The sequence below is a fragment of the Ewingella americana ATCC 33852 genome (assembly GCF_000735345.1).
GTDB lineage: Bacteria > Pseudomonadota > Gammaproteobacteria > Enterobacterales > Enterobacteriaceae > Ewingella > Ewingella americana.
Window position 1 is genome coordinate 1 of record NZ_JMPJ01000058.1, and the last position, 25,761, is coordinate 25,761.

Consider the following 25,761-nt stretch of genomic DNA (forward strand, 5'->3'; position numbering starts at 1 on the left):
GCGAGGGAACCGCCTAAGCGGCGGCACTTCGCGACGAGCGCTGAAGCCGCTGAAACACGTCCGTTCCAACCCTGCGAAGCCTCGATCGCACAGCAGAAAAAACGCAGGGTTCCAAGGGAGGCGCGTTTACGCCTCCCTTGGTCGGTGTGGGCCGACGCCCACGGTTTTGAAGTTGAATTTAAAGATTTAAAAAGCAGGTCAGGGCAGCAGCCCAAAAGTTAGCGCCCCGAAAGCCGCCCTCTTTCCTACTCCTTAATGTCCGTCTGATAGAAAATATGTTTCCCAAACGGGTCGACCTCGTACCCGCTCACCTCTTTGCGAACTGGTTCGAAAATCGTCGAGTGGGCGATGAACACGGCTGGAGCTTGGTCGTGCATCATCTGTTGGGCTTCTTCGTACAGCGCGACGCGCTTGTCGTGATCGGTGGTCTCTTTGGCTTCGGTGATTAACTTATCGAATGGCGGATAGCACCACTTGGCCGAGTTAGAACCGCCTTTGGCAGCGTTACAGGTGTACAGCGGGCCGAAGAAGTTGTCCGGGTCGCCGTTGGCGGTGGTCCAGCCCATCAGCGCGGCCATGTGCTCGCCGTTGCGGATGCGGGTCTGATACTCGCCCCACTCGTAGCTCACGATGTGCGCCTTCACGCCAATCTTCGCCCAGTCGGACTGGATCATCTCGGCCATGCGGCGGGCATTTGGGTTGTATGGGCGCTGAACCGGCATCGCCCACAGGTCGATATCAAAACCATTCGGGAAACCGGCTTCGGCTAACAGCGCCTTGGCTTTCTCTGGTGAGAAATCGTAATCCGCCACTTTATCGTTATAGCCCCAGACGCCGGTCGGCAGCAGCGTTTTAGCTACTGTCCCGGTACCCTGAAACACGGCTTCGATGATTTGCGGCTTGTTGATCGCCATGCTCAGCGCCTGGCGCACTTTCACATTATCCAACGGCGGCTTTTGGGTATTGAAGGACAGGAAGCCGGTATTCAGCCCAGACTTGCTCATCAGATTAATGTCTTTGTTGGCGCGCATCCGGTCCAAATCAGCCGGATTGGGGAATGGCATCACCTGACACTCATTCTTCTCCAGCTTGGCAAGACGCATCGAGGCATCAGGCGTGATGGTGTAAACCAGACGGTCGATTTTCGACTTGCCCTGCCAGTATTCCGGGAAAGCTTTGTACAGCAGACGAGTGTCTTTCTGGTACTGCACCAGTTCGAACGGGCCGGTGCCGATAGGGTTCATGTCGACTTTTTCTGGCGTACCGGCTTTCAGCATCTGGTCGGCATATTCCGCCGAGAGGATAGAGGCGAAATACCACGCCAAATCAGCCACAAACGGGGCTTCCGGGCGGGTCAGATTGAAACGAACCGTGTAGTCATCCACCTTGTCGATACTGCCAATCAGGTCACCCATCTTCAGGCTGTCGAAGTTGAGATAAGTCCCGCCCGACACCTTGTGGTAAGGGTTATTTTCGTCTTTCTGGCGCATGAAGGAGAAAATGACATCGTCAGCGTTGAAGTCACGGGTTGGCGTGAAAATCTTGCTGCTCTGGAATTTCACCCCTTTACGCAGGTGGAAAGTGTAGGTTTTGCCGTCCGGGCTGATGTCCCAACTTTCGGCAAGGCTCGGCACTAAATCAGTGGTGCCGGCTTTGAAATCGACCAGACGGTTATAGATAGGCACCGCGCTGGCGTCTACCGAAGTTCCCGAGGTGTAAAGCTGTGGGTTGAACTGCTCTGGCGAGCCTTCTGAGCAATAGACTAAGGTCTTGGCGGACACGCCGCCCGTCACCGCCAAGGCCAGTAAACCGGCACTTATTTTGAGGATGTTGTGTTTCATGGTTTTCCCTGTCGTTGTGTTTAATAACGCTTATTCTTCGTGGTGCATCTTTTAAAAACAGATTAACATTCAGGCAACAGCTAGTAATTCTCTGTTATATATGAAAATCTTCTATGTAAGCAAACTTAGGGGTCATAATGTCGACAACAATCGAAAAACAGCTTACCGAACGTTTCTTTCGTTACCTGTCAGTGAGCACGCAAAGTGATGCCCACGCTACTACCCTTCCAAGCACGCCGGGCCAGCACACACTGGCGAAATTACTCGCCGACGAACTCAAAACGCTGGGCCTGCAAAATATTCAAATTGATGAACACGCCACCGTCACCGCCGTTAAGCCGGGCACCAAGCAAGGCGGGCCGCGCATTGGCTTCATCACCCATATTGATACCGTGGACGTCGGCCTCAGCCCGGACATTCACCCGCAAACCCTGACCTTCACTGGCGACGACGTCTGCCTGAATAAAGAAAAAGATATCTGGCTACGCCCGTCTGAGCGCCCGGAGATTTTGCCGTACAAAGGTCAGGAGATTATTTTTAGCGACGGCACCAGCGTGCTCGGCGCGGACAATAAAGCCGCCGTCACCGTGGTAATGACCCTGCTGGAAAACCTGCGTGACGACCAGCAGTATGGCGATATCGTCGTGGCCTTCGTGCCAGATGAAGAAATTGGCCTGCGCGGCGCGAAGGCGCTGGATCTGGCGCGTTTCGACGTGGATTTCGCTTACACCATCGACTGCTGCGAATTGGGCGAAGTGGTGTATGAGAACTTCAACGCGGCGGCGGTAGACATCAGCTTCACCGGCGTGACCGCCCACCCAATGTCCGCCAAAGGCGTGCTGGTCAACCCACTGTTAATGGCTCACGACTTCATCAGCCAGTTTGACCGTGCCGAAACGCCGGAAAACACCGAAGGCCGCGAAGGCTATATCTGGTTCAACGGCATGAGCGCCACCCAGCAAGGCGCGGAGCTTAAAGCCTCTATTCGCGACTTCGACAGCGACAGCTTTGCGGCGCGAAAAGTAAAAATTCAGCAAGTGGCGAAAGAGATCCAGGCCAAATACCCGACGGCTAAAGTCTCGGTAGAAATCAGCGATACCTACAGCAATATCAGCAGCGCCATTGGCGAAGACCGTCGCGCTATCGACCTGATTTTCGCCGGTTTACAACAGATTGGCGTGGAGCCGAAGGTGATTCCAATGCGCGGCGGCACCGACGGCGCGGCGCTGTCAGCGAAAGGCTTGCTGACGCCAAACTACTTCACCGGCGCGCACAACTTCCACTCTAAGTATGAGTTCCTGCCCGTCAGCTCCTTCGTGAAGTCTTACGAACTGACCGTGCAACTCTGCCTGCTGGCCGCCAAAGGCTAATGCAGCAAGGTCCTCCCCTTCAGCCGGGGAGGACGCTTTTGTTACTTCTACTTTCTTACTTCCAGCTATTACTTCAGAGCACCTGACAAGAACTGCTGCAAACGCGCAGATTTCGGGCTGCCGAACACATCTGCCGGATTGCCCTGCTCTTCAATCACGCCCTGATGCAAGAAGATCACGTGGCTGGAAACGTGACGAGCAAACTCCATCTCGTGCGTCACCACCACCATGGTTTTGCCCTCTTCCGCCAGCTTCTGCATGATGCGCAAGACTTCGCCCACCAGCTCGGGGTCCAGCGCCGAGGTTGGCTCGTCGAACAGCAACACTTCAGGCTCCATCGCCAGCGCACGGGCGATAGACACGCGCTGCTGCTGACCGCCCGAAAGGTTAACCGGGTATTTCCCCTGAGCGCGGGCGTCGATACCCACTTTGTCGAGATACTTCACCGCGCGCTCGCGGGCTTCGGCTTTGCTCAGTCCTAGCACTTGGATTGGCGCCTCCATGACGTTTTCCAGCACTGTCATGTGGCTCCACAGGTTGAAGTGCTGAAATACCATGGTCAGCTTGGTGCGCAGCAGCTGAAGCTGCTTCTTGTCGAAGACTTTCAGCTGACCGTCGGTGTCGCGCACCATCCGGATGTCCTGATTATTGACGCTGATCGAGCCTTCGCTCGGCTTCTCAAGGAAGTTAATGCAGCGCAGGAAAGTACTTTTACCCGAACCAGAGGATCCAATAATGCTTATCACGTCACCGGCGTTGGCGGAGAGCGACACGCCTTTCAAAACTTCATGTTCGCCGTAGCGTTTGTGCAGGTCGATAACCGCTAATTTGTTGTCTGGCATAGTGTTATATCCGCAAAATAATACTTATTAGTGAGCTTGAGGCTTAACGTGCGCCAGCCAGCGTCTTTCCGCCAAACGGAACAGACCAATCAATACGAAGGAGATGCACAGGTAAATCACCGCCGCGATGCCGAAGGCGTAAAACGGCTGATAGGTCGCCGAGTTAATGTCACGGGCAATCTTCAAGACATCCGGGACAGTGGCGGTAAACGCCAGCGCCGTGGAGTGCAGCATCAGGATCACTTCGTTACTGTAAGCAGGCAGAGCCGTGCGCAGCGCCGAAGGCAAAATGATGCAGGTATAGAGCTTGAAGCGTGAGAAACCGTAAGCGTTGGCAGCCTCAATCTCGCCGTGCGGCACTGCGCGAATGGCACCGGCGAAAATCTCGGTGGTGTACGCGCAGGTGTTGAGTGTCAGCGCCAAAATCGTACAGTTCAGGCCGCTACGGAAGAAGGCGTTGAGGAAGTCCGTCCCGCGCACGATCTCCAAACTGTACATGCCGGAGTAAAACACCAGCAGCTGCACATAAAGCGGCGTGCCGCGAAACACGTAGGTGTAGAGCCAGATAGGCAGACGAATAAATTTATTCGACGACACGCGCCCGACGGCCATCGGCACCGCCAGCAGGCCGCCCATCACCACTGAGCTAATCAGCAGCCACAGCGTCACCGCCAGCCCGGTAAAACGGTAGCCATCGCTGTAGAGCAGCGACATGCCATATTGTTGCAGGATCTCAATCATAGGTCCGCCCTCTTCACACCCAGCGAATAGCGGCGTTCAAGCCAGAGCAGCACACCGTTAGAAACCGTGGTAAACACCAGATAAATCACCCCGGCAACGATGGCGAAATAGAAAGGTTGATAAGTGCCCTTACCCGCCAGCACCGTGGCTTTCACCACGTCATTCAGGCCAAGCAGGGAGACCAGCGCGGTCGCCTTGAGGATAACCTGCCAGTTGTTGCCAATGCCCGGTAAGGCGAAGCGCATCATGGCGGGGAACAGGATCCGGCGGAAAATCTGCCCGCCGCTGAAACCAAAGGCGGTGGCGGCTTCAATTTGCCCGCGAGGCACGGCCATAAAGGCACCACGGAAGGTTTCGGTGAAGTAAGCGCCATAGATAAAGCCGAGCGTGATGATACCGGCGCTGAGCGGATCGATATCAATCTGCGCCATGCCCAGTGACTCAGTCAGGCTGTTGAGGACGATTTGTAACCCGTAGAAGATTAATAACATCAGAACCAAGTCCGGCACACCGCGGATGAGCGTGGTGTAGCAGCCGAAGATCCCGGAAATAAGACGACTTTTTGAGAGCTTGCCACCGGCCCCGATAAGGCCAATGACCACCGCCAGCAGAACTGAGGAGATCGCCAGCTCAAGCGTAACTAAAGTGCCCTGAATGATGACTTGGGAATACCCGTATAGCATGCTTTTTTCCTGTCTTTGACCGACATCTGTCGCAGGTTATCGTTATGCTGACACTGTTACGCAGACAACTGTGATACAGACAACTTTTATACAGACCAAAATACAATTTTATGGCTGAGTGCGGCCTACCCTGACGGCAGGCCGCGAGCATCATCAGGCTAAGGGTTAGTCGCCGTAGACGTTGAAGTCGAAGTATTTCTTCGCCAGTTTGTCGTAAGTCCCGTCTTTACGCATTGAGTCAAAGGCTTTGTTCAACGCGGCTTTCAGGTCGCCGTCGTCTTTACGAAGGCCCATACCGGTACCCACGCCAAAGAATTTATCATCTTTCACTGATGGGCCAGCGAACACGTAATCTTTACCCGGAGCCTGTTTCAGGAAGCCTTCGCTGCCTGCGACTTCGTCTTGGAAGGCGGCGTCAAGGCGGCCTGAAGCCAAGTCTGCATAGATCAGGTCTTGGTTCTGGTAAGCCACCACGTTCACGCCTTTTGGCTGCCACTCGGCATTAGCATAAGCTTCCTGAGTTGAACCTTGCAGCACGCCAACGTTTTTGCCTTTCAGCGCGTCCAGAGTAGGAACCAGTTTGGTGCCTTTTGGCGCGATCAGACGGGCGTTAGCCGCGTAGAGTTTCTCAGTGAAGTCGATCTCCAGCTGGCGCTTCTCGGTGATAGACAGCGAGGAGATGATGGCGTCGATTTTCTTGGCTTTCAGCGATGGGATCAGCGCATCAAAGTCACTTTCGACGAAGGTACATTTGATTTCTGCGCGTTTGCACATCTCATTGGCTAAATCGATGTCGAAGCCAACCAGTTTGCCGCTGGAGTCTTTGGATTCAAACGGGGCATAAGTCGGGTCTGTGCCGATCTTGATTGCTGTCGGAGCAGCTGCGAAAGCGCTACTTGCGCTGGCTAAAACCAAAACCAGAGGAAGAACCTTGAACAACTTTTTCATACATTACCCTCAGTCATTAATCGTCTGTTGTGGTTGGTCGTTTCTGTTGTGATTGAACGTCTTTTTATTATGTTTGCAGCTTATTTATCAGGCGGGAGAGAGGAATCCCCCTGATTTTACTATGCAGTTTTCATGCCGATTGTGTTCCGGATGGGTTAACCGGTCATTGCTCGCCCGATGCGATTAAAAATGCATCAAGATAGTTCTGGAAATCAGCAAGATGAATAAAGCACAGGAACAGATTGCAATAAAAATGCACCAAAATGAAACAGGCAATGTTTGATTTTGGTGCAATGTTATCAATTTGTGCAAAAGGTGGGCGTAAATGGTGAAGAACGACTAGCGGCTGCCCTGCCATCGAACAAAAAGATCTTCCGGCAGCTCTATGTCAAATTGATCAATCACCCGATTCACGGTCTGATTGATGATGTCATCGACGCTGGTTGGCCGATGATAAAACGCCGGAACCGGCGGCATAATCACCGCGCCAAGCTCGGCGGCTTGGGTCATTAAGCGCAAATGCCCAAGGTGCAGCGGGGTTTCGCGCACGCACAGCACCAGACGGCGGCTCTCTTTCAGCACCACGTCGGCGGCGCGGGTCAGCAGGCCGTCGGTATAGCCATTGACGATGCCAGACAGGGTTTTGATCGAGCACGGCAGGATGACCATCCCCCCGGTGCGGAATGAGCCAGAAGAGATGCTGGCGGCAATATCACGGGAATCATGGACGACGTCGGCCAGTTGCTGCACTTCGCGCAGCGTTAAATCGGTTTCCAGCGTTAAGGTCTGGCGGGCGGCGTTGCTCATCACCAGATGGGTTTCGATCTCCGGCACGCTTTGCAGCACCTGAAGAAGCCGAACACCAAAAATTGCGCCACTCGCGCCGGAAATGCCGACAATAAGTCGTTTCATGAGACTGCCTCTGGAAAGTTGCACTGAATTCAGCGCCAATACTGACATAAAAAAACGCACCCGCCCAAGATGAATTGGACGGGTGCGTGATAGCGGCGACAACTTGGCATGGCTCTGTTAGAGCTTACCTTGGCGAAACTTAGCCTTCGTTGTGCATTTCCAGATTCTCAGCTTCCTGCTGGCCGCGTAATGCCTGAGCATCATCGTTGCGCAGGGCTTCGAGATATTCGAGGTAGTTCTGATCCACATCTTTGGTGACGTAAACGCCATCAAACACCGAACATTCGAACTGCTCGATATCTACGTTATCTTCTTTTACTGCCGCAATCAGGTCGCTCAAGTCTTGGAAGATCAACGCGTCGGCGCCAATCATCTGGTTGATTTCACTGACTTCACGACCGTGAGCAATCAGCTCGTTGGCGCTTGGCATGTCGATACCGTAAACGTTCGGGAAACGAATTTCTGGAGCCGCAGAGGCCAGATAAACACGTTTTGCCCCGGCTTCGCGCGCCATCTCAACGATTTGTTGCGAAGTGGTACCGCGCACGATGGAGTCATCCACCAGCAGCACGTTTTTATCGCGGAACTCAGCACGGTTGGCGTTGAGCTTGCGGCGCACCGACTTACGGCGCTCCTGCTGGCCCGGCATGATAAAGGTACGGCCTACGTAGCGGTTCTTCACGAAGCCCTGACGATAAGGCTTGTCGAGGATACGGGCGATTTCCAGCGCGATATCGCAAGAGGTTTCCGGAATAGGAATGACCACGTCGATATCCAAATCTTCCCACTCACGAGCAATTTTCGCGCCCAGCTTCTCGCCCATGCGAACACGTGCGCTGTAAACGGAAATCTTGTCAATGAAAGAGTCCGGACGTGCGAAATAGACGTATTCGAACAGACATGGATTGTACTGAGGGTTTTCAGCACACAGGCGGGTGAACAGCTGGCCTTTTTCGGTGATGTACACCGCTTCGCCCGGCGCGACGTCGCGCAGGAACTCAAAACCTAAGGTGTCGAGCGCCACGCTCTCCGATGCCACCATGTACTCATTGCGGCCATCTTCCAGAGTGCGTTTGCCGATAACCAGCGGGCGGATCCCGTGCGGGTCGCGGAACGCCAGCATGCCGTGACCGATGATCATCGCGACGCATGCATAAGCACCGCGGATTTTCAGGTTCATGGCGGATACGGCAGCAAACACGTTATCAGCTTCCAGCGGGTAGTGCTGGAAACGGTCGAGTTCACTGGCCAGAATATTGAGCAGAATTTCAGAATCAGAAGTGGTGTTAACGTGGCGGCGTTGGCCTTCGAACAGGTTACTTCTCAATTCGTGAGCGTTGGTCAGGTTACCGTTGTGGGCCAAGGTGATGCCGAACGGTGAGTTGACGTAGAAAGGTTGAGCTTCAGAAGCGCTAGAACTGCCAGCCGTAGGGTAGCGAACATGCCCAATACCCATGTTGCCCTGCAAGCGTTGCATATGGCGTGCTTCGAATACATCTCTCACCAGACCATTGGCTTTCCGTAAACGGAAGTTGTTATTAGCATCAATGGTGACGATGCCCGCAGCATCTTGCCCACGGTGTTGTAACACCGTTAACGCATCATAAATCGACTGGTTTACCGGCGCAAAACCGGCGATACCGACAATACCGCACATGTTGTCTTTTCCTCATCAGCGCTGCCAAAAACTAGAGATGTTTTGGCAAGAAACTCGACGTGCTCTGTAGGTAGTCAAAGAACCACCTGATGATATAACTGAACTGTGGGATCAACTGAGACTGTTTCCAGTCCTCACTTTGTGAAAAGCCGGTAAAGGTATCCAGGAAGAACAACATCGCGGAAACAATCAGTACGCCACGCAGTGCGCCGAAACACACGCCTAGCACTCTGTCTGTGCCGGATAACCCGGTTCGCTCAACCAGTGAACCAATCACATAGTTGACAATTGCACCTACGATCAACGTCGCGATGAACAAGATGGCAATTGCGATCCCGTTTCGAACTAATTCATCTTCGAAACGTGTGAAATAGATGGCGAGATAGGGGTAATAATGGCTGGCAACGAAGAAGGCGCAAGCCCAAGTTACCAGTGATAAGGCCTCGCGAACAAAACCCCGGATCAGGCTAACTAAAGCAGAAAACCCAATTACCGCAATAATGACGTAATCAATCCAGACCATTAACGTATTCCAATGTGTAGACCAGTAAAACCCGTCTCCTATCCATTTCGCGGCGAATTCTAACAGAAAAAGAAAACGTTTGCGTAGGGGAAATCTGCGGGTTAGGAAAATTATTAACAGCGATGAAAAAAACCTCAATCATCGCAGAAACCTATAAAATTCCGACCTCAGAATCTTATAGAAAAAGGGCACAAAACGCGTGCCCTTTCCGATTATTTCTCAAGATCTAAACCCAGTCATTGGCGCAACCAGAGTGCCAACAATGTAGGTTTACTTCCCTGCGCTGTAAGAACGCACTTGTCCGCTTAACCCGCTGATCTGGTTAAGCTGCGGCAGAGAAGCCTCGAGTTTTTGCTTCGAAGCATCCGGGCCGACGAACACGCGCGTTATCTGCCCCTGCACCGGCGTACTTGGCACGGTGTAAGCGCGATAGCCCGACAGGCGCAGGTTCGCGACAATCTCGCTGGCCTTGGCGGCATTCTTCAACGCACCGAGCTGGACGATATAAGCCTGACCACTTGGCGCTTTCTCTTCCGCCTGCGGCTTGCTTTCAGCTTTCGGCGTTTCCGCCGCTTTTGGCTGCTCAACGGCTTTCGGTTGCTCGACCGCCTTCGGCTGCTCTACAGGTTTGCTTTCAACCGGTTTTGGTTTCGGCTTTTCAACCGGCTTTGGCTTCTCGACCGGTTTCGCTTCCACCATTGGCTTAGACTCAATGGCCTTCGGCTTGGTTTGGGTCTGGTGCGTCTGCTGCGTCGCTTTCGGCTGCTCAGGGCGCTTGGTGACTGGCGCGACGACCGGCTCGTCCGGCTGTGCGTCGGTGTCATCAGGCAATTCCTGGCCGCTATTGGCTGGCTGTGAGGCGATATTCCCCTGCCCCTTCACGGCATCGCTCGCGCCTTCCGGCGGCTGGGCTGGCAGAGATTGCGTCACCGGCGGCGGCACGTCCCCTTGTTCTGGCGCGTCACCCGGCTTTGGAACCAGCGGAATGGAAGCAAATTCATCTTCATAATGCTTTTTCTTGCCATCGAGCAGGCCGGGTAAAATGATCACGCCGAGCGCCACCAAAATAACCGTTCCGACCAGACGATTTTGAAACTTACTAGCCACTGGTTTTCCCCGCGTCTAAAGCAGCCATCACGTGCGCTACGGTATGAAATGATCCGCAGACAATCACAATATCCTGACTATCAGCATCCTGCATCGCCTGCTGCCAGGCGCAAACCACATCCGTGAACTGATACGCTTGCGTCAGATGCACAGAGAGTTCTTCTACACTGGCACCGCGCGGCCCTTCGAGCGGCGCGCAGTACCAAAAATCCACTTGTGGCGAAAGGCAAGCCAGAGTACCCGCAATATCTTTATCATGCAGCATACCGACTACCGCGCGCACTTTCCCGCCGTTGCGTGGCAATTCGGATAAACGCCCAGCCAGATAAGCCGCGGCGTGCGGATTATGCGCAACATCCAAAATCAGACGCGGCGACTCGCTTACCGTCTGGAAACGGCCTGGCAACTGTGCCTGCTGCAAGCCACGTCGAATCGCCTCTTCGGCAACCTCTAACTTACTGAAATGCAAGGCCGCCAGCGCGGTCGCGGCATTAGCGAGCGGAACGTTGGGCATCGGCAGATTAGCCAGCAGCTTGCCCTCGGCGGCCTGCCAGCTCCAGCTATCGCCTTGCACAGCGTAGCGCCAATTTTCACCCACGCGATACAGCTCGGAACCCTTCTCTGCGGCCACGTCAGCAATCGACTGTGGCATATCAGGCTCGCCAACCACGGCGGGCGTTTGCCCCCGGAACACGCCGGCTTTTTCGCGGCCAATACTTTCGCGGTCTGACCCTAACCAGTCAGTGTGGTCCAGCGCGATGCTGGTCACCACGGCCACGTTGGCATCGACGATATTGGTGGCGTCAAGGCGCCCGCCAAGGCCCACTTCGAGGATAACCACGTCCAGTTTGGCGTTCTTAAACAGCTGCAAAGCGGAGACGGTGCCGTACTCGAAATAGGTCAGAGGAATCTCACCTCGCCCGGCTTCAAGCGTAGCAAAAGATTGGCAATGTGCTTGTTCTGGCAGCTCTTCACCCTGAATTCTGACCCGCTCGGTGTAGCGAACCAAATGAGGTGAACTGTAGACGCCGACGCGCAAACCCGCAGCCATTAAGATAGCTTCCAGCGTGCGGCAGGTGGTGCCCTTGCCATTGGTGCCGGCGACAGTGATGACAAAAGGTGCGGGTTGCAGCAAGTCGAGCTTAGCGGCGACCGCTTTGACACGCTTGAGACCCAGCTCTATCACTTGAGAATGGAGATTTTCGAGATAATAAAGCCACGCGGCCAAAGGCGACGTGGCTTGGGGAATAGGTTGATTCTGCATGAGTCTCGTTCAGCCAATGTTAGGTTCACTTCGACACTATACCCAAAGTCATTGAAGTTGCAGCAAGACTACAAACCAGATGAGACACGGCCCGTGGAGCAAAGCGTGCGAGTGTTCCCGCACGCTTGAAATGACCGACCGGCCTCATCTCAGACTAATCAGGCATCCTGATGGTTGTCAGCCGCGTTGCCGCTGACAGCAGCCTGAACCACGTCCACTTTAGGCTCAGGTTGACCGGTTAATTTGGCCAGCACGCTGCCCAATTTAGGTCGCAGATCAGGACGGCGAACGATCATGTCGATAGCGCCCTTCTCAATCAGGAACTCACTGCGCTGGAAGCCCGGCGGCAGTTTTTCACGAACGGTTTGTTCGATAACGCGTGGGCCAGCAAAGCCGATCAGCGCTTTTGGCTCAGCCACGTTGATATCGCCCAGCATTGCCAGACTCGCCGACACGCCGCCCATGGTTGGGTCAGTCATTACAGAAATGTACGGCAGGCCGCGTTCCTGTAATTTCGCCAGAGCTGCACTGGTTTTCGCCATCTGCATCAGGGACATCAGCGCTTCTTGCATACGCGCACCACCACTGGCTGAGAAACAAACCAGCGGGCAATTGTCTTCCAACGCCTGCTCTACCGCACGAACGAAACGCGCGCCAACAACAGAAGCCATTGAACCGCCCATGAAGGCAAATTCAAAAGCCGCAACGACGATTGGCATGCCGTACAGGGTGCCTTTCATGACAACCATGGCGTCTTTTTCGTCAGTTTCTTTCTGTGCTGCGACCAGACGGTCTTTGTATTTTTTGGAATCTTTAAACTTCAGAACATCTTTAGGCTCAAGCTCGCTGCCTAATTCAACCTCGCTGCCTTCATCCATAAAGGTGAAGAGGCGCATACGCGCAGACATGCGCATGTGATGGTCGCACTTTGGGCAAACCATGAGATTGCGTTCCAACTCGGCGCGGTAAAGTACCTGACCGCAGCTGTCACACTTAGTCCAGACACCCTCAGGAATGCTTGCCTTACGGGTTTGCGAGACGTTGCTCTTATTAAGAATTCGTTCAATCCAGCTCATCGATAACCTTTCTGTTTGAACCCGGCCGAAGCCAGTCCGCTGTTCATGCTGTAACAAGTCCCCTGAAACCTACCCAAAATCACCCGCCAGCACTGATGCCCAGTGGCATTCACCATGCAAAACGGAAGGGTTGTTCGCAGGAACAGACCATAAATGTCGCTCATTAAACCATAACGGCCCGACGCTGTGGATAAAAAACTGGTCGAACCCTCTGGTTTAATCTCTTTATATTTCCCAGCTTTGCTGCCTTAAGGCTAGCCTTGCTGACGCTTTTCCTTGGCTGCCGCACGTTTGTGGCGCCAAATTTCAATCACACCCGGCAGAATCGACAGCACAATGATCGCCACGATCAATAATTTCAGATTTTCCTGAACCACCGGCACGTTGCCGAAAAGGTAGCCAGCATAGGTAAATAACAGCACCCAAACTAGCGCACCAATCACGTTATAAGCCGCAAAGTGGCGATACGACATGCGCCCCATACCCGCAACGAAGGGTGCAAAAGTTCGTACGATTGGGACAAAGCGCGCAAGAATAATCGTTTTGCCGCCATGTTTCTCGTAAAACTTGTGTGTTTGATCCAAATAACTACGGCGGAAAATCTTCGAATTCGGGTTGCTGAACAAACGTTCGCCAAACAGGCGGCCAATCGTATAGTTAATCGCATCGCCCAGAATCGCCGCCACTACCATCAGGAACACCATCAGGTGAACATTCAGATCATTGCCCGGCAAGGCCGCCAGCGCACCAGCCACAAACAGTAATGAATCGCCCGGCAGGAACGGCGTGACCACCAGCCCTGTCTCACAGAATAAGATCAGGAACAGGATACCGTAGACCCAAACACCATACTGAGCAACCAGCTCGGCCAAGTGCACATCGATATGTAAAATGAAATCAATAACAAGGTGGATGAAATCCATTTGATTTATCGCCTTTTTTAAGCGCCCGATGCGCAATGTTAATCACTAGAAAACCGTCTTCAGTCTTCTAAGAACAGCGGCCCCATAGTCATTTTGGGTAAGCCAAACTTCTCCGGGTAATCCACTGAGACTAAGTACAATCCCTCAGCTCGCGCGGTAGCAGCCGCCAAATTGCGGTCTTTGGCTGCTAACAGCTCGCCCATCCAGCTTTCAGGCTGGATCCCGGCACCGATATCAATCAAGCTGCCGACAATATTACGCACCATATGGTGAACAAAGGCGTTGGCTTTGACATCCACCACCACGTAATTGCCGTGGCGCGTGACGTTCAGGTGCATCATATAACGCCACGGCGTGCGCGACTGGCACTGCGAGGCGCGAAACGACGTGAAGTCGTTTTCACCCAACAGCGCCTGACCGGCACGCTGCATTTTGTCGACGTCCAGCGGCATATGCACGTGAGTTATGCCACTGTGTAGAATGGCCGAACGGTAGCGATGATTATAGATAACGTAACGATAGCGGCGCGCGGTGGCGCTAAAGCGCGCGTGGAAATCCTCCGGCACCTCGTGCATCCAGCGTACGGCGATGTTTTTCGGCAAATGGGTATTCACGCCCATGGTCCACGCCGCCTCTTTGCGCATTACCGGCGTCTCGAAATGCACCACCTGCCCGGTGGCGCTGACGCCCGCGTCAGTACGGCCCGCGCAGAACACCACAATTGGCGCATCCGCCACGCGGCTTAAGGCTTTTTCCAGACAAGCCTGAACGCTGGCCGCCTCTTGCTGGCGCTGCCAGCCATAATAGGCGCTACCGTCGTACTCAATTCCTAATGCAATGCGCCCGGCAACGGGCGCAGCAGGCAATTCAGACATTAATACCAATACTCCCCAATCAGCTTCTCGGCAGTTTCCACCGCCATCAACGCGCCGCCGAAGCGCACGTTGTCAGCCACTGACCAGAACTGCACCACTTCAGGAATACCGTAGTCATTGCGCAGACAGCCGATGCTCAGGTTGGCATTGCCAGAGGCGTCGCTGACCTGCGTTGGGAAATCGTCTTCTTCGCTGAGATTAATATCATCAATGCGTTCAAGCTCGGTGCGGGCTTCTTCGGCAGACAGCGGGCGCAAGCCTTCCATATGCACCACCTGCGCGTGGCCGTAAAACACCGGCGACTGGACGCAACTGACGGAAATCGGCAAGCCGTCGTTTTGCAGCACTTTGCGCACTTGATCGACTAAACGGCGCTCTTCACGCACACTGCCCTCTTCGTCACTCAACAGCGGCAACAGGTTGAAAGCCAACTGCTTGCTGAAGATGCCCTCTTCGGCAGGAATGCCGTTGAGCAGGCGCGCGCTCTGCCCGGCCAAATCGTCCACCGCCGCTTTGCCCAAGGCAGAAACGGAGAGCAGAGAGGTAACGTGCAGACGCGCCAAACCAGCCTGATCGGTCAAAGGTTTGATGGCGGTTAACAGCTGGCTGGTCAGGCTATCGGCGACCGCCACGATGTTGCGGTTGCGATAATGCGCCAGCGCGTCAGGGTTAACCCCCGGCACCACCAGCGGAATGTCGTGTTCCATGGCGAATAGGCCGCTGCTGTCGATAACCAGACAACCCTGATTGGCGGCTTCTTCGGCAAACTGCGCCGAAGCTTCGTGACCCGCTACAAAGAAAGCCAGTTGCACCTGCGACCAGTCAAACTCGACAACGTTTTGCACGCGCAGGCTTTTGCCATTGAAGCGCACGGTTTGGCCCGCGCTGCGTTCGCTGGCTAAGGGAAAGAGTTCACCAACCGGGAACTGGCGATCGGCCAGCAGCTCCAGTAACGCATCACCGACTGCGCCCGTGGCGCCAAGCAGCGCAATATTCCAGCCATCAGACATGTTGGTCTTCTCCAAAAAATGAATCGTACAGAAATACAAAGGGGCGGTAGTTCACCGCCCTCAAATCGAAAATTGCGCCGGGCCTTAGCCCTGAACGGCGGTAAAACCGAGTTTATTGAGTAACTCGACGGTCGCCGGATTATCGCAAATCACTTTCAACGATGACCACTCGCGGCGCTCTTCATAGAATTTACGCAGCTTGTCGAACTCACCCGCTTTACCCGCCACGCGGCGCAGAGGCGCGTCATCGCGGCGCACATCATACACTAAGTGAATAAGTCGCAGCAGTCTGGCTTCGTTCAGTTCGCCGGAGAATGAGACAACCGGGAACTCAGGCGCAGGCAGCAGCTCTTCCAACGGCACTTTTTGCGGCTGACCGATAAACTGGCTGAATGCTTCGAACACCTGAGTGGTGCCGCGCGCCTTGCCTTCGAGGCTGTATCCGGCAATGTGCGCCGTGCCAATCGCCACTTTATCTAGCAATGCCAGAGAGAGATCCGGCTCCGGCTCCCACACGTCCAGCACGGCGGTGAGTTTTTTCGAGCCATTCAACGCGTCGAGCAGCGCGGCGTTATCCACCACTTCGCCACGACAGGCGTTAATCAAAATACGATCGGCAGGCAGACGTGCAAGCAGGTCGGCGTCTACCAGATGGTGCGTGCTGTAAGGCCCGGACATGTTCAACGGTGTGTGGAAGGTCAAGATATCGGCTTCGGCCACCAGCTGGTCTAGCGAAGAGAAAGTCTCTTCATCACCACGATCGGCACGCGGCGGGTCGCACAGCAAGGTGCGAATCCCCAGAGCGCGCAGGCGCGCATTCAAACGCGACCCCACATTGCCGACGCCAACGATTCCGACCGTTTTGTCGCGCAATTGGAAGCCATCGCGCTGGGCCAAAATCAGTAAAGAAGAGAACACATATTCCACTACCGCAATGGCGTTACAGCCCGGCGCGGCGGAGAAGCCAATCCCCTGCTGTTGCAGCCAAGCGTCATCGACGTGGTCAGTGCCCGCCGTCGCGGTGCCCACGAATTTCACCGGCTTTCCTGCCAGCAGCGCCTCATTCACTTTGGTCACCGAGCGCACCATCAGGGCATCGGCGTCATTGAGTGCATCTTGCGGAATAGGTCGGCCCGGAACGGCCTGCACATTGCCCAGTCGGCTGAACAGCTCGACGGCATAAGGCATATTTTCATCAACCAGGATTTTCACGTGTGTCTCCGGCAGGCAGTGCCATAGAAAGAACAGACTATAAAGAGGAGAAAGATTTTGCCACGAACTGCGGCAGATCCCAATGCCAGTGAGTCATGGCTTACCGTTCATTACGAAAACGTTGCGGCGTGGTCCCAGATATTTGCTGGAACATGGCAATAAACGCTGATGATGAACTGTAGCCAACTTCCAGCGCCACGTCTTGCACCGTCTTGCCCTGCTCGAGCAGAGAAATCGAGTGCAAGAAGCGTAAGCGCTGACGCCATTCGGCGAAGCCCATGCCCAAATCCTGCTGGCAGCGGCGTGACAGCGTGCGTTCGGTGGTATACACCCGCGCGGCCCACTCCGCCAGCGAGGTGTTATCCGCCGGGTTCTTCTCCAGCGCGTTCAACACCTGAGACAGCAGCTTGTTGTCGGACGTGGGTAAATAGGTGTTTTGCCGCGGGGCCTGACAGATTTGGTCCAGCAGCACCAATGCCATACGCATGTCGCGGTCGGATTGCGGCTCCGCGAGCTTGCGCAGCGCGAAGTCGTTGGCGATGGCGTTGAAAATCGGCGTTAGAGTCAGCAAGCACGGTTTTTGTGGCAGGCCGTCATCCCACTCAGGCGCAATATCTATGGCGCAAAAGCGGGTCGCCCGGCGGTTGTAGCTGGAGTGCTTCACGCCAGCCGGTATCCAGATAGCAAACTCGCGCGGTGCGAGGTAGCGCGCGCCCTCAACCTTCATCGCCATCACGCCCGACTTGATGGTAATAAGCTGGCTCCACGGGTGCGAATGGCAGACATATTCCGAGTTAGGCAGGATGGTTTCTCCGCGAAACAGCAGCGTATTGGGGAACTGTTCAGGAACCGGAGGATAAAATCGAGGTTGCGGCATAAAACCCTTTGTCAATTGTGGTCATCACAGATTCGGCATCAAGTTGTCCGAATTACGTAGAGCATTGTCTGATTATCGTTATATATAACAAACAAGACAAACGTACACTAGCGCAACGATTTAACTACGGACGTATTTTTAATGAATGCTCTCTTCCCATTACTGGCTGTGTTGATCTGGTCTATTAACGCCGTAGTCAGCAAAGCCTCTGCCACCGCCATCGATCCAGCGGCGATCTCTTTCTACCGCTGGTTTCTGGCGCTGATCACTCTCACGCCCTTTGTCTTGCCGAGCGTAATTCGCAACTTCAAAGAGATTAAGCAGCATTGGTGGAAACTGCTGATCCTCGGCCTGCTGGGCATGGTGCTGTTCCAAAGTCTGGCCTATTACGCGGCCCATACCGTGAGCGCGCTGTATATTGGCATCATCACCTCATTCATTCCTTTGCTGACCGTGCTTATCAGCCTGTTTGTGTTGAGCGTGGTGCCAACCGTGGGTCTGGCGCTCGGCGGCGTGCTGTCGCTGATTGGGCTGATTTGGCTGGTCAGCGCAGGCAACCCGGCACAGCTGCTGGAGCACGGCATTGGTAGCGGCGAAATCATGATGTTTGTCGCCTCAATCTCCTACGCCCTGTACGGCGTGTTGACCAAACGCTGGGCGATCCCGCTGCCTAACTGGCAGTCGCTTTACATGCAGATCCTGTTTGGCGTGCTGCTGCTGTTACCGAACTTCCTGATGACGGACAACGTGCAGCTGAATGCACACAATATTCCCTTGGTGGCGTTTGCCGGAATTGCGGCATCAATCCTTGCGCCTTTCCTGTGGATTCAGGGGGTTATTCGGCTTGGGGCCAACAAAACCTCCATTTTCATGAATCTGGCACCGATCTTCACCGCCGTGATTGCCGTGATTTTCCTCCACGAGCAGTTACACAGCTACCACCTGATTGGGGGCGGTATCACACTGCTCGGGGTGATTCTGGCCCAGCGCCTGCGCCGTCCGCTTTTTGGCAATAAGCCTGAAGTGGCGGAAAATAAACCCGCCGTTTAATGATGTTATCGCCGCCTGTAGCTCCGCAGGCGGCATTATTTATCCCGCCTTTTATCGCTTTCGCGCCCCACTCGTCATTTTCTGCAAAAAATTAGAGTAAGAATATTATTTCCATACCCATTCACGGTGTTGATTGATTTCGTTTGCAGGTATGATGTTGCGCTTGCGCGCTTTGCGCCGTTTTAACTCGCAGCGAAGGACTGGTGATATGCAACCTTTAAGTGGCCCGGGCGCGCCAATTGGCGACAACAGGATGCAACCGAATAACTCAGTTCCTGCGGGCTCTGGCGACAACCAGCAGCTTACCCCTGCGCAGCGCACCACCCTCGAAAAACTCATCGTCAAATTAATGGCGCTGACCCCAATGAAGTCGGCCGAAATTTGGGCTGGTCTACGCCACGAGCTCTCTCTGCCTCATGATGCTGAACTGACTGCCGCTATCTACCCGCGCGCGGAAAGCATTCTGCAAGGCAAACTGACTCAGGCGCAGGACAGTCACTCCACGCGCCAGTTGCTCCAGCAGCTCACCGAATTATTGCCGCAGGGCAATAACCGTCAGGCGGTCAGCGATTTTATTCGCCAAAATTTTGGCCATACCGTGCTCAGCCAGCTAACTCACGAGCAGCTGCAACAGGTCTTTTTGCTGGTGCAGACAGGCGAAATGACCATTCCAAAGCCGCAGCAAACACCCATCACCGACCGCGCCCTGCTGCCCGCCGAACATAACAGTTTGCAGCAGTTGGTGACTCGACTCAGCGCCGCCACCGGCGAAGCGCCCGCCAAGCTGTGGCAGGAACTGTTTAACTTAGTCGGCGTGAAAGTGGGCGAGCCAATTCCAGCGCGCCATTTCCAGCTGTTAAGCCAGTTTATGCAGGTCAAGGCGGCACTGAGCCAACCCGCAGCGCCACCGACGCTGACCACCTTGCTCAGCGTGTTGAAACAACCGGCGACGCTGCCTGAAGTCCAGCAGTTGACCGAATATGTCGAAAGCCGTTTCAACGCCACGCCCAATACGCCGCTGAATGTCGCGCAGCTTAACGATCTGGTCGGCGTGCTGTTCAGCCAGCGCGTTGATCGCTCACCGCGCCCTGAAAAAGTGGATGATGACTTTACGGTGGTGACCCGCACCGAGCCTCAGCCAATCATCAATCCGTTCGTCGCCATGCTACCGCAGTCGATGCAATCCATGGGCGGCAAGCCGCTGGCTTTCATCGCTTTTGTGGTGGTGGTCATTCTGCTGTGGCTGCTGTTTTAAGCAGCCCAAGAGTTAGCTGCAACCACACTCTTCTACATTAAAGTCGGCGGGGTATTCGCCGCTTTCAGCGCCGGTCGCCAGCGGATGGCGATCGCGAATCCAAAAATCCAATCCCCCTATCAACTCTTTGACGCGAAACCCTAACTTCGCCAGCTTATAGGCTCCATTGGTCGAGCCGTTGCAGCCAATGCCATCGCAATAAGTCACATACACCAGCTCTTTATTAAGCTGCCGCGTTGACTCTTCGGTCATCAAACGATGCGGAAAGCTAATTGCGCCCGGAATATGCCCGCGCTGGTAATGCGCCTCGGCGCGGGTGTCCAGCACCACAATGCCTGAAATACGGTTTTTCAAATCTTCAGCCACGTCGGCGGCATCGGTATAAAAACTCAATTTATTGAAGAGATAGGCTTCGCTCACCGCCGGAGCCGGTGGCGCAAACTGTAATACGGCTGACGCCTTGCTTTGCTGTGTTTGACTCATTTTGCCTCTCTCTTCTAATCGTGAAATGGGAACGCCGCACAACTAATGCCATACAACAAGTGCCGCATGACAACGGCCCTATCATCCGTTATTTTGGTCTTATACATAATGCCAATTAGCCTCAACCAATAAGGCCACTGATGCGCACTTATTCCGGTTCCGCCACCTTACTGACTCTGTTCGAGAACAGCGTCGACCCAAGCCTTGGGTTACGCGAAAGGCTTTGCGCCACGCTGCGCAGAGCAATTAACAGCGGTGCCCTGAGCAATGCGCAGCGCCTGCCTTCATCACGCCAGCTCGCCGCCGACTTGAAGGTTTCACGCATCACGGCTGAGGCGGCCTACGCGCAATTGGAAGCCGAAGGCTACTTACGCCGTGAAATCGGCAAAGGCACCTTTGTCAGTATTGCCGTGCCATCAGAGCCCACGTATAAAAAGAGCCAAAAGGCGTCGCCGAGGCTGACCACGCTTTCTGCCCGTGGCACGCAAATCGTCGCGACTGGCGGCTGTCAGGATCCACAGTCACCTCTGCCCTTCGCCGCGGGCAGCCCTGACTTGCGCGCCTTCCCACTAAAAATCTGGCAACAGCTGACCAACAAGCATTTGCGTATCGGCGGCACAAAACTGCTGGGTTATGGCGATCCACAAGGTTTTGCTCCGCTACGCGACGCCATTTGCTCTTACCTTCAGCAATCTCGCGGCGTGCAGTGCAGCCCGCAGCAAATCATGATAACCACCAGCTCCCAGCAGGCTTTGCAGCTATTGGCCACGCTACTGCTCGATCAGGGCGATAGCGTCTGGCTGGAGCAGCCGGGTTATCTTGGCGCAAGAAACGCTTTTACCAGCGCCGGGGGCGAAATTTGCCCAGTCCCGGTAGATGAAGAAGGCATGAACCCCGTCGGCCAGACCGTTCAGCCTAAAGTTATCTACCTTACGCCTTCGCACCACTACCCTTCCGGCGTCAGTCTCAGCCTGCCCCGCCGACTGGCGTTACTGGAGCTGGCGCGGAAACATCAGTCGTGGATCATCGAAGATGATTACGACAGCGAGCTGCATTACGACGGCCGCCCGCTACCCGCCATGCAGGGGCTGGATAAACACCACCAGGTGATTTATCTCGGCACCTTCTCCAAAGTACTCTTCCCTTCTTTACGGCTGGCCTATGCGGTGCTGCCCGAGGCGCTGGTCGAGCCAATGACCACGCTGCGCACGGTGTATGACGGCCATTCGTCGCAGTTGATGCAGGCGGTGACGGCTGATTTTATTCAGTCTGGCCATTTCGCCGCGCACCTGCGTTTTTCGCGCCAGCTTTACCATAGCCGCCGCAATCACTTGCTGGATGAGATCCAGCAAAAGCTCGCAAGCTGGTTGATACCACTACCCGCCGCCGGAGGCTTACAGCTGGCAGCTCGCCTGCCCGCAGGTTATGAAAACAGGCTAACTCAGCTGGCCCTGCAACAGGGTGTAACTACGCCACGCCTTTCGCCGCTGTGGCTGCCAGACGCTGGCGCGCCGGAGCAAATAAATGATGGATGGCTGCTCGGCTTCTCAGCGTTAACGCCAGGGGAGATAACCGCGGCGGTTAATCGCTTAGCCAAACTGCCTTTAAACCAAGGCCAATAACAACCAGCCCGCAAAGCCGCTCAAGATAAGGAACGGGAAGGAGAAGTAGTGAAACTTGAGCCAGATTTTGCGATCGTTCGCCATGCGCAGGGCAATCAGGTTCGCCAGTGAGCCAATCGCGAGGCCAAAGCCGCCCGCGTTAACGGCGTAAGCCAGCAAGGCGTTAGGTGGCACATAGTTAATCATCAGAATTGTGGCTGGCACGTTGCTTATCACCTGCGACAACCCAATGCCAAGGGCATATACACCCGCCGGACTCAAATGAGCAATCTGATTTACCGCACCTTGTACTGCGTCTAGACCGACAATCAGCCGCACGTCGATAAACATGGCGATAAACACCAGAATCAGCGGCCAGTCGATGCGCAATAGCACCTGCCGGGCCAGTAGCAAGAAGCACAGCAGCACGGCAATCAGGCCATAAAGCGCCAATCCGAAATCCACGCAACCAATAAACACCACGTACATCACCAGACAGCTAAACAGCAGCTTTTTCTGGTATGGATAGCCCTGATTGTTCTCCAACCGCTTCAGCTTGGTCGCGGGGAAACTGACCCAAGTAACGATTAACAAAGCTACAAAACTGACCAGCGCCAGCGGGCTCATTTGGGCGATAAAGCCCATAAACGTCATGCCTGATTTGTTCCACAACAGGATATTTTGCGGATTCCCAATCGGGGTAAGCAAAGAGCCCGCGTTCACCGCCAACGCCTCAAAGATGATCAGCCGCGTGACGGGTAGCGTGGAGAGCTTTTTCAGCGTGATCGTGAGCGGAATGACAATAAACAGTGCCACGTCATTAGTCATAAATGTAGAAAGCAGCGCGGCGGCACAGACCAAAAATAACGCCAGATAGCGCTCATTGTTGATGCTGTTCATCATCTTACGGCCAACGAAATCAAAGTAGCCGCTCACCTCAACGCCTTTGGTCAGCATCAGCAGACCTATCAGGGTGACTATCGTTGACCAATCCACAAATTGTGCAAACTGATGGATTTTCTCCGGCTGGAAAAGAGTCAGCACCAGACCTAATAGCAATAAGACGTGCAGAAAACGGTCACGTAAGAAGGGTTTCAGTAATGTGGTGGACAAGGTTGCCAGCATAATTTTCCGCAATGAGTGACCGTTTCGATTGCGCTGACGTTACCCGAAGACGTAGCGGCCCGCTACTGCAAAAATGAGTTTTCCAGCAAAGCTCGTAATAAAAAACGAGGCCGATTAGGGCCTCGTCAATTATTTGCGAGAAGGCTCGCAATCCCTTATTTCCGCTGGTTTTTCAGCTTGTTTTTTGAACTTCGCAAGATAAAGTCGGCGCTGTTTAATTCACCGTTGCAGTCTGGAGAATGCTTCTATGTCGCAACCAACGCAGCACATCAATCAGCAAGAAGATAAGCAGGCTGCCCCCCATCACCGGCAGGCTGATGGAGAGAGCCAATGCTATCAGCCCAATTGGCCATTGCAGGCTGGCTGGAAGATGACGCCACGTTTGAATCAGGGTAACCACAGGATGCGGGCCGCTGTTCATCGCCGGGCGGCGCAGCCACCACATGCGGTAGCCCCAGCCAATCATCACGCACAACCCGATGCCGAACAGCACCAGAATGGCCTGATTCCAGAAGCCAAACAGGATCCCCATATGAGCATCAACACCCCAGCGGGTGAGCTTCGCCAGCAGCGGGAAATGGGCGAACTCAGTATGGTCAATAATCGCCATCGTCTGCGGGTTCACCGAAACGGCATCAACCTGCGTCGGCCAGCTTCGGTCCACTTCCGTCACTGTCCAAGCTTTATCCGCCGTATAAGCCGGGCGAATTTCAATTTTGTTGGCGCTGATCCCTGCATGGCGCGCGGCGGCGGTGACCTGATCGAAGGTGATGGGCAGAACATTAACCTGCTCAGCTTTGGTGGGCATGTGGTGAGTAGCCATATCGGGCATGTCAGGCATATCTGCCATGCTCATATCGCCCATGTCACTCATATCAGTCATGTGGTGATCGGCATGTTCATCGGCAGGAGCCGAGCTTTCGCCTACCAGACTGGTTGAAACTGCAGGCGTCATCCAGCCCATGTGTGCGCGAAGTACGCTGATATTGCTGCCAGCCCACTGTGACCATGTTAGGCCGGTGACTGACAGAAACAGCATGCCGACCAGTAGCGTGATACCGAGCCCAGTGTGCCAGCGGCGGCTGGTGTGCTGCTTGGCCGCCGTGCCGGTGAGCTTACGGTTACTCCGAGTTTTCTGGCGGCTGGTTGCCCATAGCAGAATGCCGCCCAGTGCCGCTACCCACAGCCAAGAAGCGGCGAGCTCGCTGTAATTGCGGCCAATATCGCCCAGCAGCAACTCGCGATGCATCTCATCTAGCCAAGTGCGTAAAGGCAGAATACCGCTGGTGCCATACACGGTCTCTTCACCTTTGATATCCAGCGTCACTGGGTCAACAAAGATGGCTCTGTTTTTGGATGCGCCGAGGCTTGGGTCCGACAGCATCACTCGTGTGGTTTCACCCATCGCAGGGGCCGGGCGGATCGCAGCGATTTTGGCCTGATCGCCAGCGACAGCCAGCGCAGCCTCAATTTGGCGAGAGATGGGCTGCGCGTCGCCTTTCGACGAAGTGAAAAGCACGTTGGCGTACAGGTGGTTTTCAAGCTGCGGGGTAAGCACATACAGCGTGCCGGTCAGCGCGGCGACAAATATAAAAGGTCCCACAAACAGACCGATGTAGAAATGGATGCGTTTGAGCAACGCAATGGACGCGGCTTTTGCCGTCATTTTGGTAGAGCTTGCAGGCTGGCTCATCAAGAATTTTTCCTGAGTGTTCAAATAGCAGGTACAGAACAGCTACGCCAAATCGGCACTGTTCAGTCGATGTTTTATAGAAGAAACAAAAAGGCTATTTGAAAGCAGGAGGAGCGCGGGGCTGTGAATCAGGGTAGAAAGCAGTGGGAACAAGGCGGACGGCGGCAAGGCGCGGCGGTGCTCGGCTGGAGGTGCTAGACACCCATAGCATCGGCAGCGCCAACATGTGTAGCAGCGGCAGGTGGGCCAAAAGAACGCAGTAACCACAGGCTGCACCACTCATGTCGCCGGGCATCATCATCCCCAGCCCCATATCGTGCATGGGCATGGAATTTTGATGAGCCGCCGTATCAGCCATTTCATCATGCGACATTGGCATGTCGGGCTCTGTCATCTCTGACATATCCATCGCTGCCATCGGCATTTCTGCCATCGACATACCGGGCATCATTGAATGCGACATGCCAGCAGTCACCAGTGATTTAGACACCACCGGAGCGATAAATAACATCAGGATGGCCAGAATCCCAAGCCAGGCAGGAAAAAGGCTGTGCCTGTGCTTTATCTGGCTAAGTGAGAGCATTGCATCTTAGTTATAAAAGTATCTACAGAGTGAAAAGAAAGCGGCGGAATTGTACCTGATTAGTTAAGTAGTTTGTAGCTATTGAGGCGCTGGGGAGTGTGACGACGGGC

The 25,761-nt window shown here is 54.5% G+C and carries 25 protein-coding genes; 5 read left to right on the top strand and 20 right to left on the bottom strand.

Annotated elements, in window-relative coordinates:
* On the top strand, nucleotides 1-222 hold a 222-nt coding region (locus tag GEAM_RS23370; protein WP_034791801.1), incomplete at its 5' end, for a hypothetical protein.
* 23 nt (nucleotides 223-245) lie between these two features.
* Here the strand turns inward: GEAM_RS23370 and GEAM_RS12090 are convergent.
* The gene (locus tag GEAM_RS12090) at nucleotides 246-1,841 is read right to left on the bottom strand and encodes an ABC transporter substrate-binding protein (RefSeq protein ID WP_034791803.1); all 1,596 of its coding nucleotides are present in this window, start codon (nucleotides 1,839-1,841) and stop codon (nucleotides 246-248) included.
* A gap of 137 nt (nucleotides 1,842-1,978) precedes the next feature.
* Here GEAM_RS12090 and pepT point away from each other — a divergent pair, with 137 nt between their 5' ends.
* A complete protein-coding gene (pepT, locus tag GEAM_RS12095; RefSeq protein WP_034791805.1) occupies nucleotides 1,979-3,211 on the top strand; it encodes a peptidase T in 1,233 nt (410 codons plus the stop codon).
* Between the two features lie 68 nt (nucleotides 3,212-3,279).
* Here pepT and hisP read toward each other — a convergent pair whose 3' ends face one another.
* From hisP to GEAM_RS12175, 15 genes are all read right to left on the bottom strand, one after another.
* A complete protein-coding gene (gene hisP, locus GEAM_RS12100; RefSeq protein WP_034791807.1) occupies nucleotides 3,280-4,053 on the bottom strand; it encodes a histidine ABC transporter ATP-binding protein HisP in 774 nt (257 codons plus the stop codon).
* Between the two features lie 27 nt (nucleotides 4,054-4,080).
* Entirely contained in the window at nucleotides 4,081-4,794 is a 714-nt protein-coding gene (locus GEAM_RS12105) for an ABC transporter permease (RefSeq protein WP_034791809.1), read from the bottom strand.
* Nucleotides 4,791-5,477 (bottom strand): histidine ABC transporter permease HisQ, encoded by a 687-nt coding sequence (locus GEAM_RS12110; RefSeq protein WP_034791811.1) that lies wholly within the window; start codon nucleotides 5,475-5,477, stop codon nucleotides 4,791-4,793. Before GEAM_RS12110 ends, GEAM_RS12105 begins: the two co-directional genes overlap by 4 nt.
* Nucleotides 5,478-5,642: 165 nt before the next feature.
* Nucleotides 5,643-6,425: a lysine/arginine/ornithine ABC transporter substrate-binding protein ArgT gene (gene argT, locus GEAM_RS12115; protein WP_034791813.1), complete on the bottom strand. Its 783-nt coding sequence runs from the start codon at nucleotides 6,423-6,425 to the stop codon at nucleotides 5,643-5,645.
* A 339-nt stretch (nucleotides 6,426-6,764) separates the two neighbouring features.
* On the bottom strand, nucleotides 6,765-7,337 hold the full coding sequence (locus GEAM_RS12125; RefSeq protein WP_034791817.1) for a UbiX family flavin prenyltransferase: 573 nt from the start codon (nucleotides 7,335-7,337) through the stop codon (nucleotides 6,765-6,767).
* Between the two features lie 139 nt (nucleotides 7,338-7,476).
* The gene (gene purF / locus GEAM_RS12130) at nucleotides 7,477-8,994 is read right to left on the bottom strand and encodes an amidophosphoribosyltransferase (RefSeq protein ID WP_034791819.1); all 1,518 of its coding nucleotides are present in this window, start codon (nucleotides 8,992-8,994) and stop codon (nucleotides 7,477-7,479) included.
* 31 nt (nucleotides 8,995-9,025) lie between these two features.
* A complete protein-coding gene (cvpA, locus tag GEAM_RS12135) occupies nucleotides 9,026-9,517 on the bottom strand; it encodes a colicin V production protein (RefSeq protein WP_034791821.1) in 492 nt (163 codons plus the stop codon).
* A 270-nt stretch (nucleotides 9,518-9,787) separates the two neighbouring features.
* Nucleotides 9,788-10,624 carry a cell division protein DedD gene (gene dedD, locus GEAM_RS12140; RefSeq protein WP_034791823.1) on the bottom strand — a complete coding sequence of 279 codons (837 nt, stop codon included), beginning with the start codon at nucleotides 10,622-10,624 and terminating at the stop codon, nucleotides 9,788-9,790.
* Nucleotides 10,617-11,888 (bottom strand): bifunctional tetrahydrofolate synthase/dihydrofolate synthase, encoded by a 1,272-nt coding sequence (folC, locus tag GEAM_RS12145; protein ID WP_034791825.1) that lies wholly within the window; start codon nucleotides 11,886-11,888, stop codon nucleotides 10,617-10,619. The genes dedD and folC overlap by 8 nt, the downstream gene beginning before the upstream one ends.
* A gap of 158 nt (nucleotides 11,889-12,046) precedes the next feature.
* Nucleotides 12,047-12,964, bottom strand: a complete 918-nt coding sequence (gene accD, locus GEAM_RS12150; RefSeq protein ID WP_034791827.1) for an acetyl-CoA carboxylase, carboxyltransferase subunit beta — start codon at nucleotides 12,962-12,964, stop codon at nucleotides 12,047-12,049.
* A gap of 254 nt (nucleotides 12,965-13,218) precedes the next feature.
* On the bottom strand, nucleotides 13,219-13,887 hold the full coding sequence (locus GEAM_RS12155) for a DedA family protein (protein WP_034791829.1): 669 nt from the start codon (nucleotides 13,885-13,887) through the stop codon (nucleotides 13,219-13,221).
* A gap of 59 nt (nucleotides 13,888-13,946) precedes the next feature.
* Nucleotides 13,947-14,762 carry a tRNA pseudouridine(38-40) synthase TruA gene (gene truA, locus GEAM_RS12160; protein WP_034791831.1) on the bottom strand — a complete coding sequence of 272 codons (816 nt, stop codon included), beginning with the start codon at nucleotides 14,760-14,762 and terminating at the stop codon, nucleotides 13,947-13,949.
* The gene (locus tag GEAM_RS12165) at nucleotides 14,762-15,772 is read right to left on the bottom strand and encodes an aspartate-semialdehyde dehydrogenase (RefSeq protein WP_034791833.1); all 1,011 of its coding nucleotides are present in this window, start codon (nucleotides 15,770-15,772) and stop codon (nucleotides 14,762-14,764) included. Before GEAM_RS12165 ends, truA begins: the two co-directional genes overlap by 1 nt.
* 84 nt (nucleotides 15,773-15,856) lie before the next feature.
* Nucleotides 15,857-16,984: a 4-phosphoerythronate dehydrogenase PdxB gene (gene pdxB, locus GEAM_RS12170; protein ID WP_034791834.1), complete on the bottom strand. Its 1,128-nt coding sequence runs from the start codon at nucleotides 16,982-16,984 to the stop codon at nucleotides 15,857-15,859.
* 100 nt (nucleotides 16,985-17,084) lie between these two features.
* Nucleotides 17,085-17,861, bottom strand: coding sequence for an AraC family transcriptional regulator (locus GEAM_RS12175; RefSeq protein ID WP_034791836.1), 777 nt, complete (start codon nucleotides 17,859-17,861; stop codon nucleotides 17,085-17,087).
* A gap of 141 nt (nucleotides 17,862-18,002) precedes the next feature.
* Between GEAM_RS12175 and GEAM_RS12180 the strand changes: the two genes are divergently transcribed.
* Together GEAM_RS12180 and flk are read left to right on the top strand one after the other, a co-directional pair.
* Entirely contained in the window at nucleotides 18,003-18,911 is a 909-nt protein-coding gene (locus GEAM_RS12180; RefSeq protein ID WP_034791838.1) for a DMT family transporter, read from the top strand.
* 208 nt (nucleotides 18,912-19,119) lie between these two features.
* Entirely contained in the window at nucleotides 19,120-20,166 is a 1,047-nt protein-coding gene (gene flk / locus GEAM_RS12185; RefSeq protein ID WP_034791839.1) for a flagella biosynthesis regulator Flk, read from the top strand.
* 12 nt (nucleotides 20,167-20,178) lie between these two features.
* Here flk and GEAM_RS12190 read toward each other — a convergent pair whose 3' ends face one another.
* On the bottom strand, nucleotides 20,179-20,649 hold the full coding sequence (locus GEAM_RS12190) for a rhodanese-like domain-containing protein (RefSeq protein ID WP_034791841.1): 471 nt from the start codon (nucleotides 20,647-20,649) through the stop codon (nucleotides 20,179-20,181).
* A 140-nt stretch (nucleotides 20,650-20,789) separates the two neighbouring features.
* On the opposite strand from GEAM_RS12190, the gene pdxR reads away from it, so the two are divergent.
* On the top strand, nucleotides 20,790-22,271 hold the full coding sequence (pdxR, locus tag GEAM_RS12195) for a MocR-like pyridoxine biosynthesis transcription factor PdxR (RefSeq protein ID WP_034791843.1): 1,482 nt from the start codon (nucleotides 20,790-20,792) through the stop codon (nucleotides 22,269-22,271).
* Here pdxR and GEAM_RS12200 read toward each other — a convergent pair.
* From GEAM_RS12200 to GEAM_RS12210, 3 genes are all read right to left on the bottom strand, one after another.
* Entirely contained in the window at nucleotides 22,254-23,375 is a 1,122-nt protein-coding gene (locus tag GEAM_RS12200; protein ID WP_034791845.1) for an SLC13 family permease, read from the bottom strand. The two genes, pdxR and GEAM_RS12200, sit on opposite strands and share 18 nt — an antisense overlap.
* A 214-nt stretch (nucleotides 23,376-23,589) precedes the next feature.
* Nucleotides 23,590-25,068: a PepSY-associated TM helix domain-containing protein gene (locus tag GEAM_RS12205; protein WP_034791848.1), complete on the bottom strand. Its 1,479-nt coding sequence runs from the start codon at nucleotides 25,066-25,068 to the stop codon at nucleotides 23,590-23,592.
* A gap of 94 nt (nucleotides 25,069-25,162) precedes the next feature.
* Nucleotides 25,163-25,651 carry a DUF2946 domain-containing protein gene (locus tag GEAM_RS12210; protein WP_034791851.1) on the bottom strand — a complete coding sequence of 163 codons (489 nt, stop codon included), beginning with the start codon at nucleotides 25,649-25,651 and terminating at the stop codon, nucleotides 25,163-25,165.
* Between the last annotated feature and the right edge of the window lie 110 nt (nucleotides 25,652-25,761).

Bases quoted from the DNA above. Each gene is read 5' to 3' on its own strand.
- cvpA (WP_034791821.1), bottom strand. From the start codon at position 9,517: ATGGTCTGGATTGATTACGTCATTATTGCGGTAATTGGGTTTTCTGCT.
- GEAM_RS12190 (WP_034791841.1), bottom strand. From the start codon at position 20,649: ATGAGTCAAACACAGCAAAGCAAGGCGTCAGCCGTATTACAGTTTGCG.
- accD (WP_034791827.1), bottom strand. From the start codon at position 12,964: ATGAGCTGGATTGAACGAATTCTTAATAAGAGCAACGTCTCGCAAACC.
- truA (WP_034791831.1), bottom strand. From the start codon at position 14,762: ATGTCTGAATTGCCTGCTGCGCCCGTTGCCGGGCGCATTGCATTAGGA.
- GEAM_RS12155 (WP_034791829.1), bottom strand. From the start codon at position 13,887: ATGGATTTCATCCACCTTGTTATTGATTTCATTTTACATATCGATGTG.
- GEAM_RS12210 (WP_034791851.1), bottom strand. From the start codon at position 25,651: ATGCTCTCACTTAGCCAGATAAAGCACAGGCACAGCCTTTTTCCTGCC.
- GEAM_RS12090 (WP_034791803.1), bottom strand. From the start codon at position 1,841: ATGAAACACAACATCCTCAAAATAAGTGCCGGTTTACTGGCCTTGGCG.
- GEAM_RS12110 (WP_034791811.1), bottom strand. From the start codon at position 5,477: ATGCTATACGGGTATTCCCAAGTCATCATTCAGGGCACTTTAGTTACG.
- GEAM_RS12125 (WP_034791817.1), bottom strand. From the start codon at position 7,337: ATGAAACGACTTATTGTCGGCATTTCCGGCGCGAGTGGCGCAATTTTT.
- flk (WP_034791839.1), top strand. From the start codon at position 19,120: ATGCAACCTTTAAGTGGCCCGGGCGCGCCAATTGGCGACAACAGGATG.
- folC (WP_034791825.1), bottom strand. From the start codon at position 11,888: ATGCAGAATCAACCTATTCCCCAAGCCACGTCGCCTTTGGCCGCGTGG.
- pdxR (WP_034791843.1), top strand. From the start codon at position 20,790: ATGCGCACTTATTCCGGTTCCGCCACCTTACTGACTCTGTTCGAGAAC.
- argT (WP_034791813.1), bottom strand. From the start codon at position 6,425: ATGAAAAAGTTGTTCAAGGTTCTTCCTCTGGTTTTGGTTTTAGCCAGC.
- pepT (WP_034791805.1), top strand. From the start codon at position 1,979: ATGTCGACAACAATCGAAAAACAGCTTACCGAACGTTTCTTTCGTTAC.
- GEAM_RS12205 (WP_034791848.1), bottom strand. From the start codon at position 25,068: ATGAGCCAGCCTGCAAGCTCTACCAAAATGACGGCAAAAGCCGCGTCC.
- GEAM_RS12180 (WP_034791838.1), top strand. From the start codon at position 18,003: ATGAATGCTCTCTTCCCATTACTGGCTGTGTTGATCTGGTCTATTAAC.
- GEAM_RS12200 (WP_034791845.1), bottom strand. From the start codon at position 23,375: ATGCTGGCAACCTTGTCCACCACATTACTGAAACCCTTCTTACGTGAC.
- GEAM_RS12165 (WP_034791833.1), bottom strand. From the start codon at position 15,772: ATGTCTGATGGCTGGAATATTGCGCTGCTTGGCGCCACGGGCGCAGTC.
- GEAM_RS12175 (WP_034791836.1), bottom strand. From the start codon at position 17,861: ATGCCGCAACCTCGATTTTATCCTCCGGTTCCTGAACAGTTCCCCAAT.
- hisP (WP_034791807.1), bottom strand. From the start codon at position 4,053: ATGCCAGACAACAAATTAGCGGTTATCGACCTGCACAAACGCTACGGC.
- GEAM_RS12105 (WP_034791809.1), bottom strand. From the start codon at position 4,794: ATGATTGAGATCCTGCAACAATATGGCATGTCGCTGCTCTACAGCGAT.
- purF (WP_034791819.1), bottom strand. From the start codon at position 8,994: ATGTGCGGTATTGTCGGTATCGCCGGTTTTGCGCCGGTAAACCAGTCG.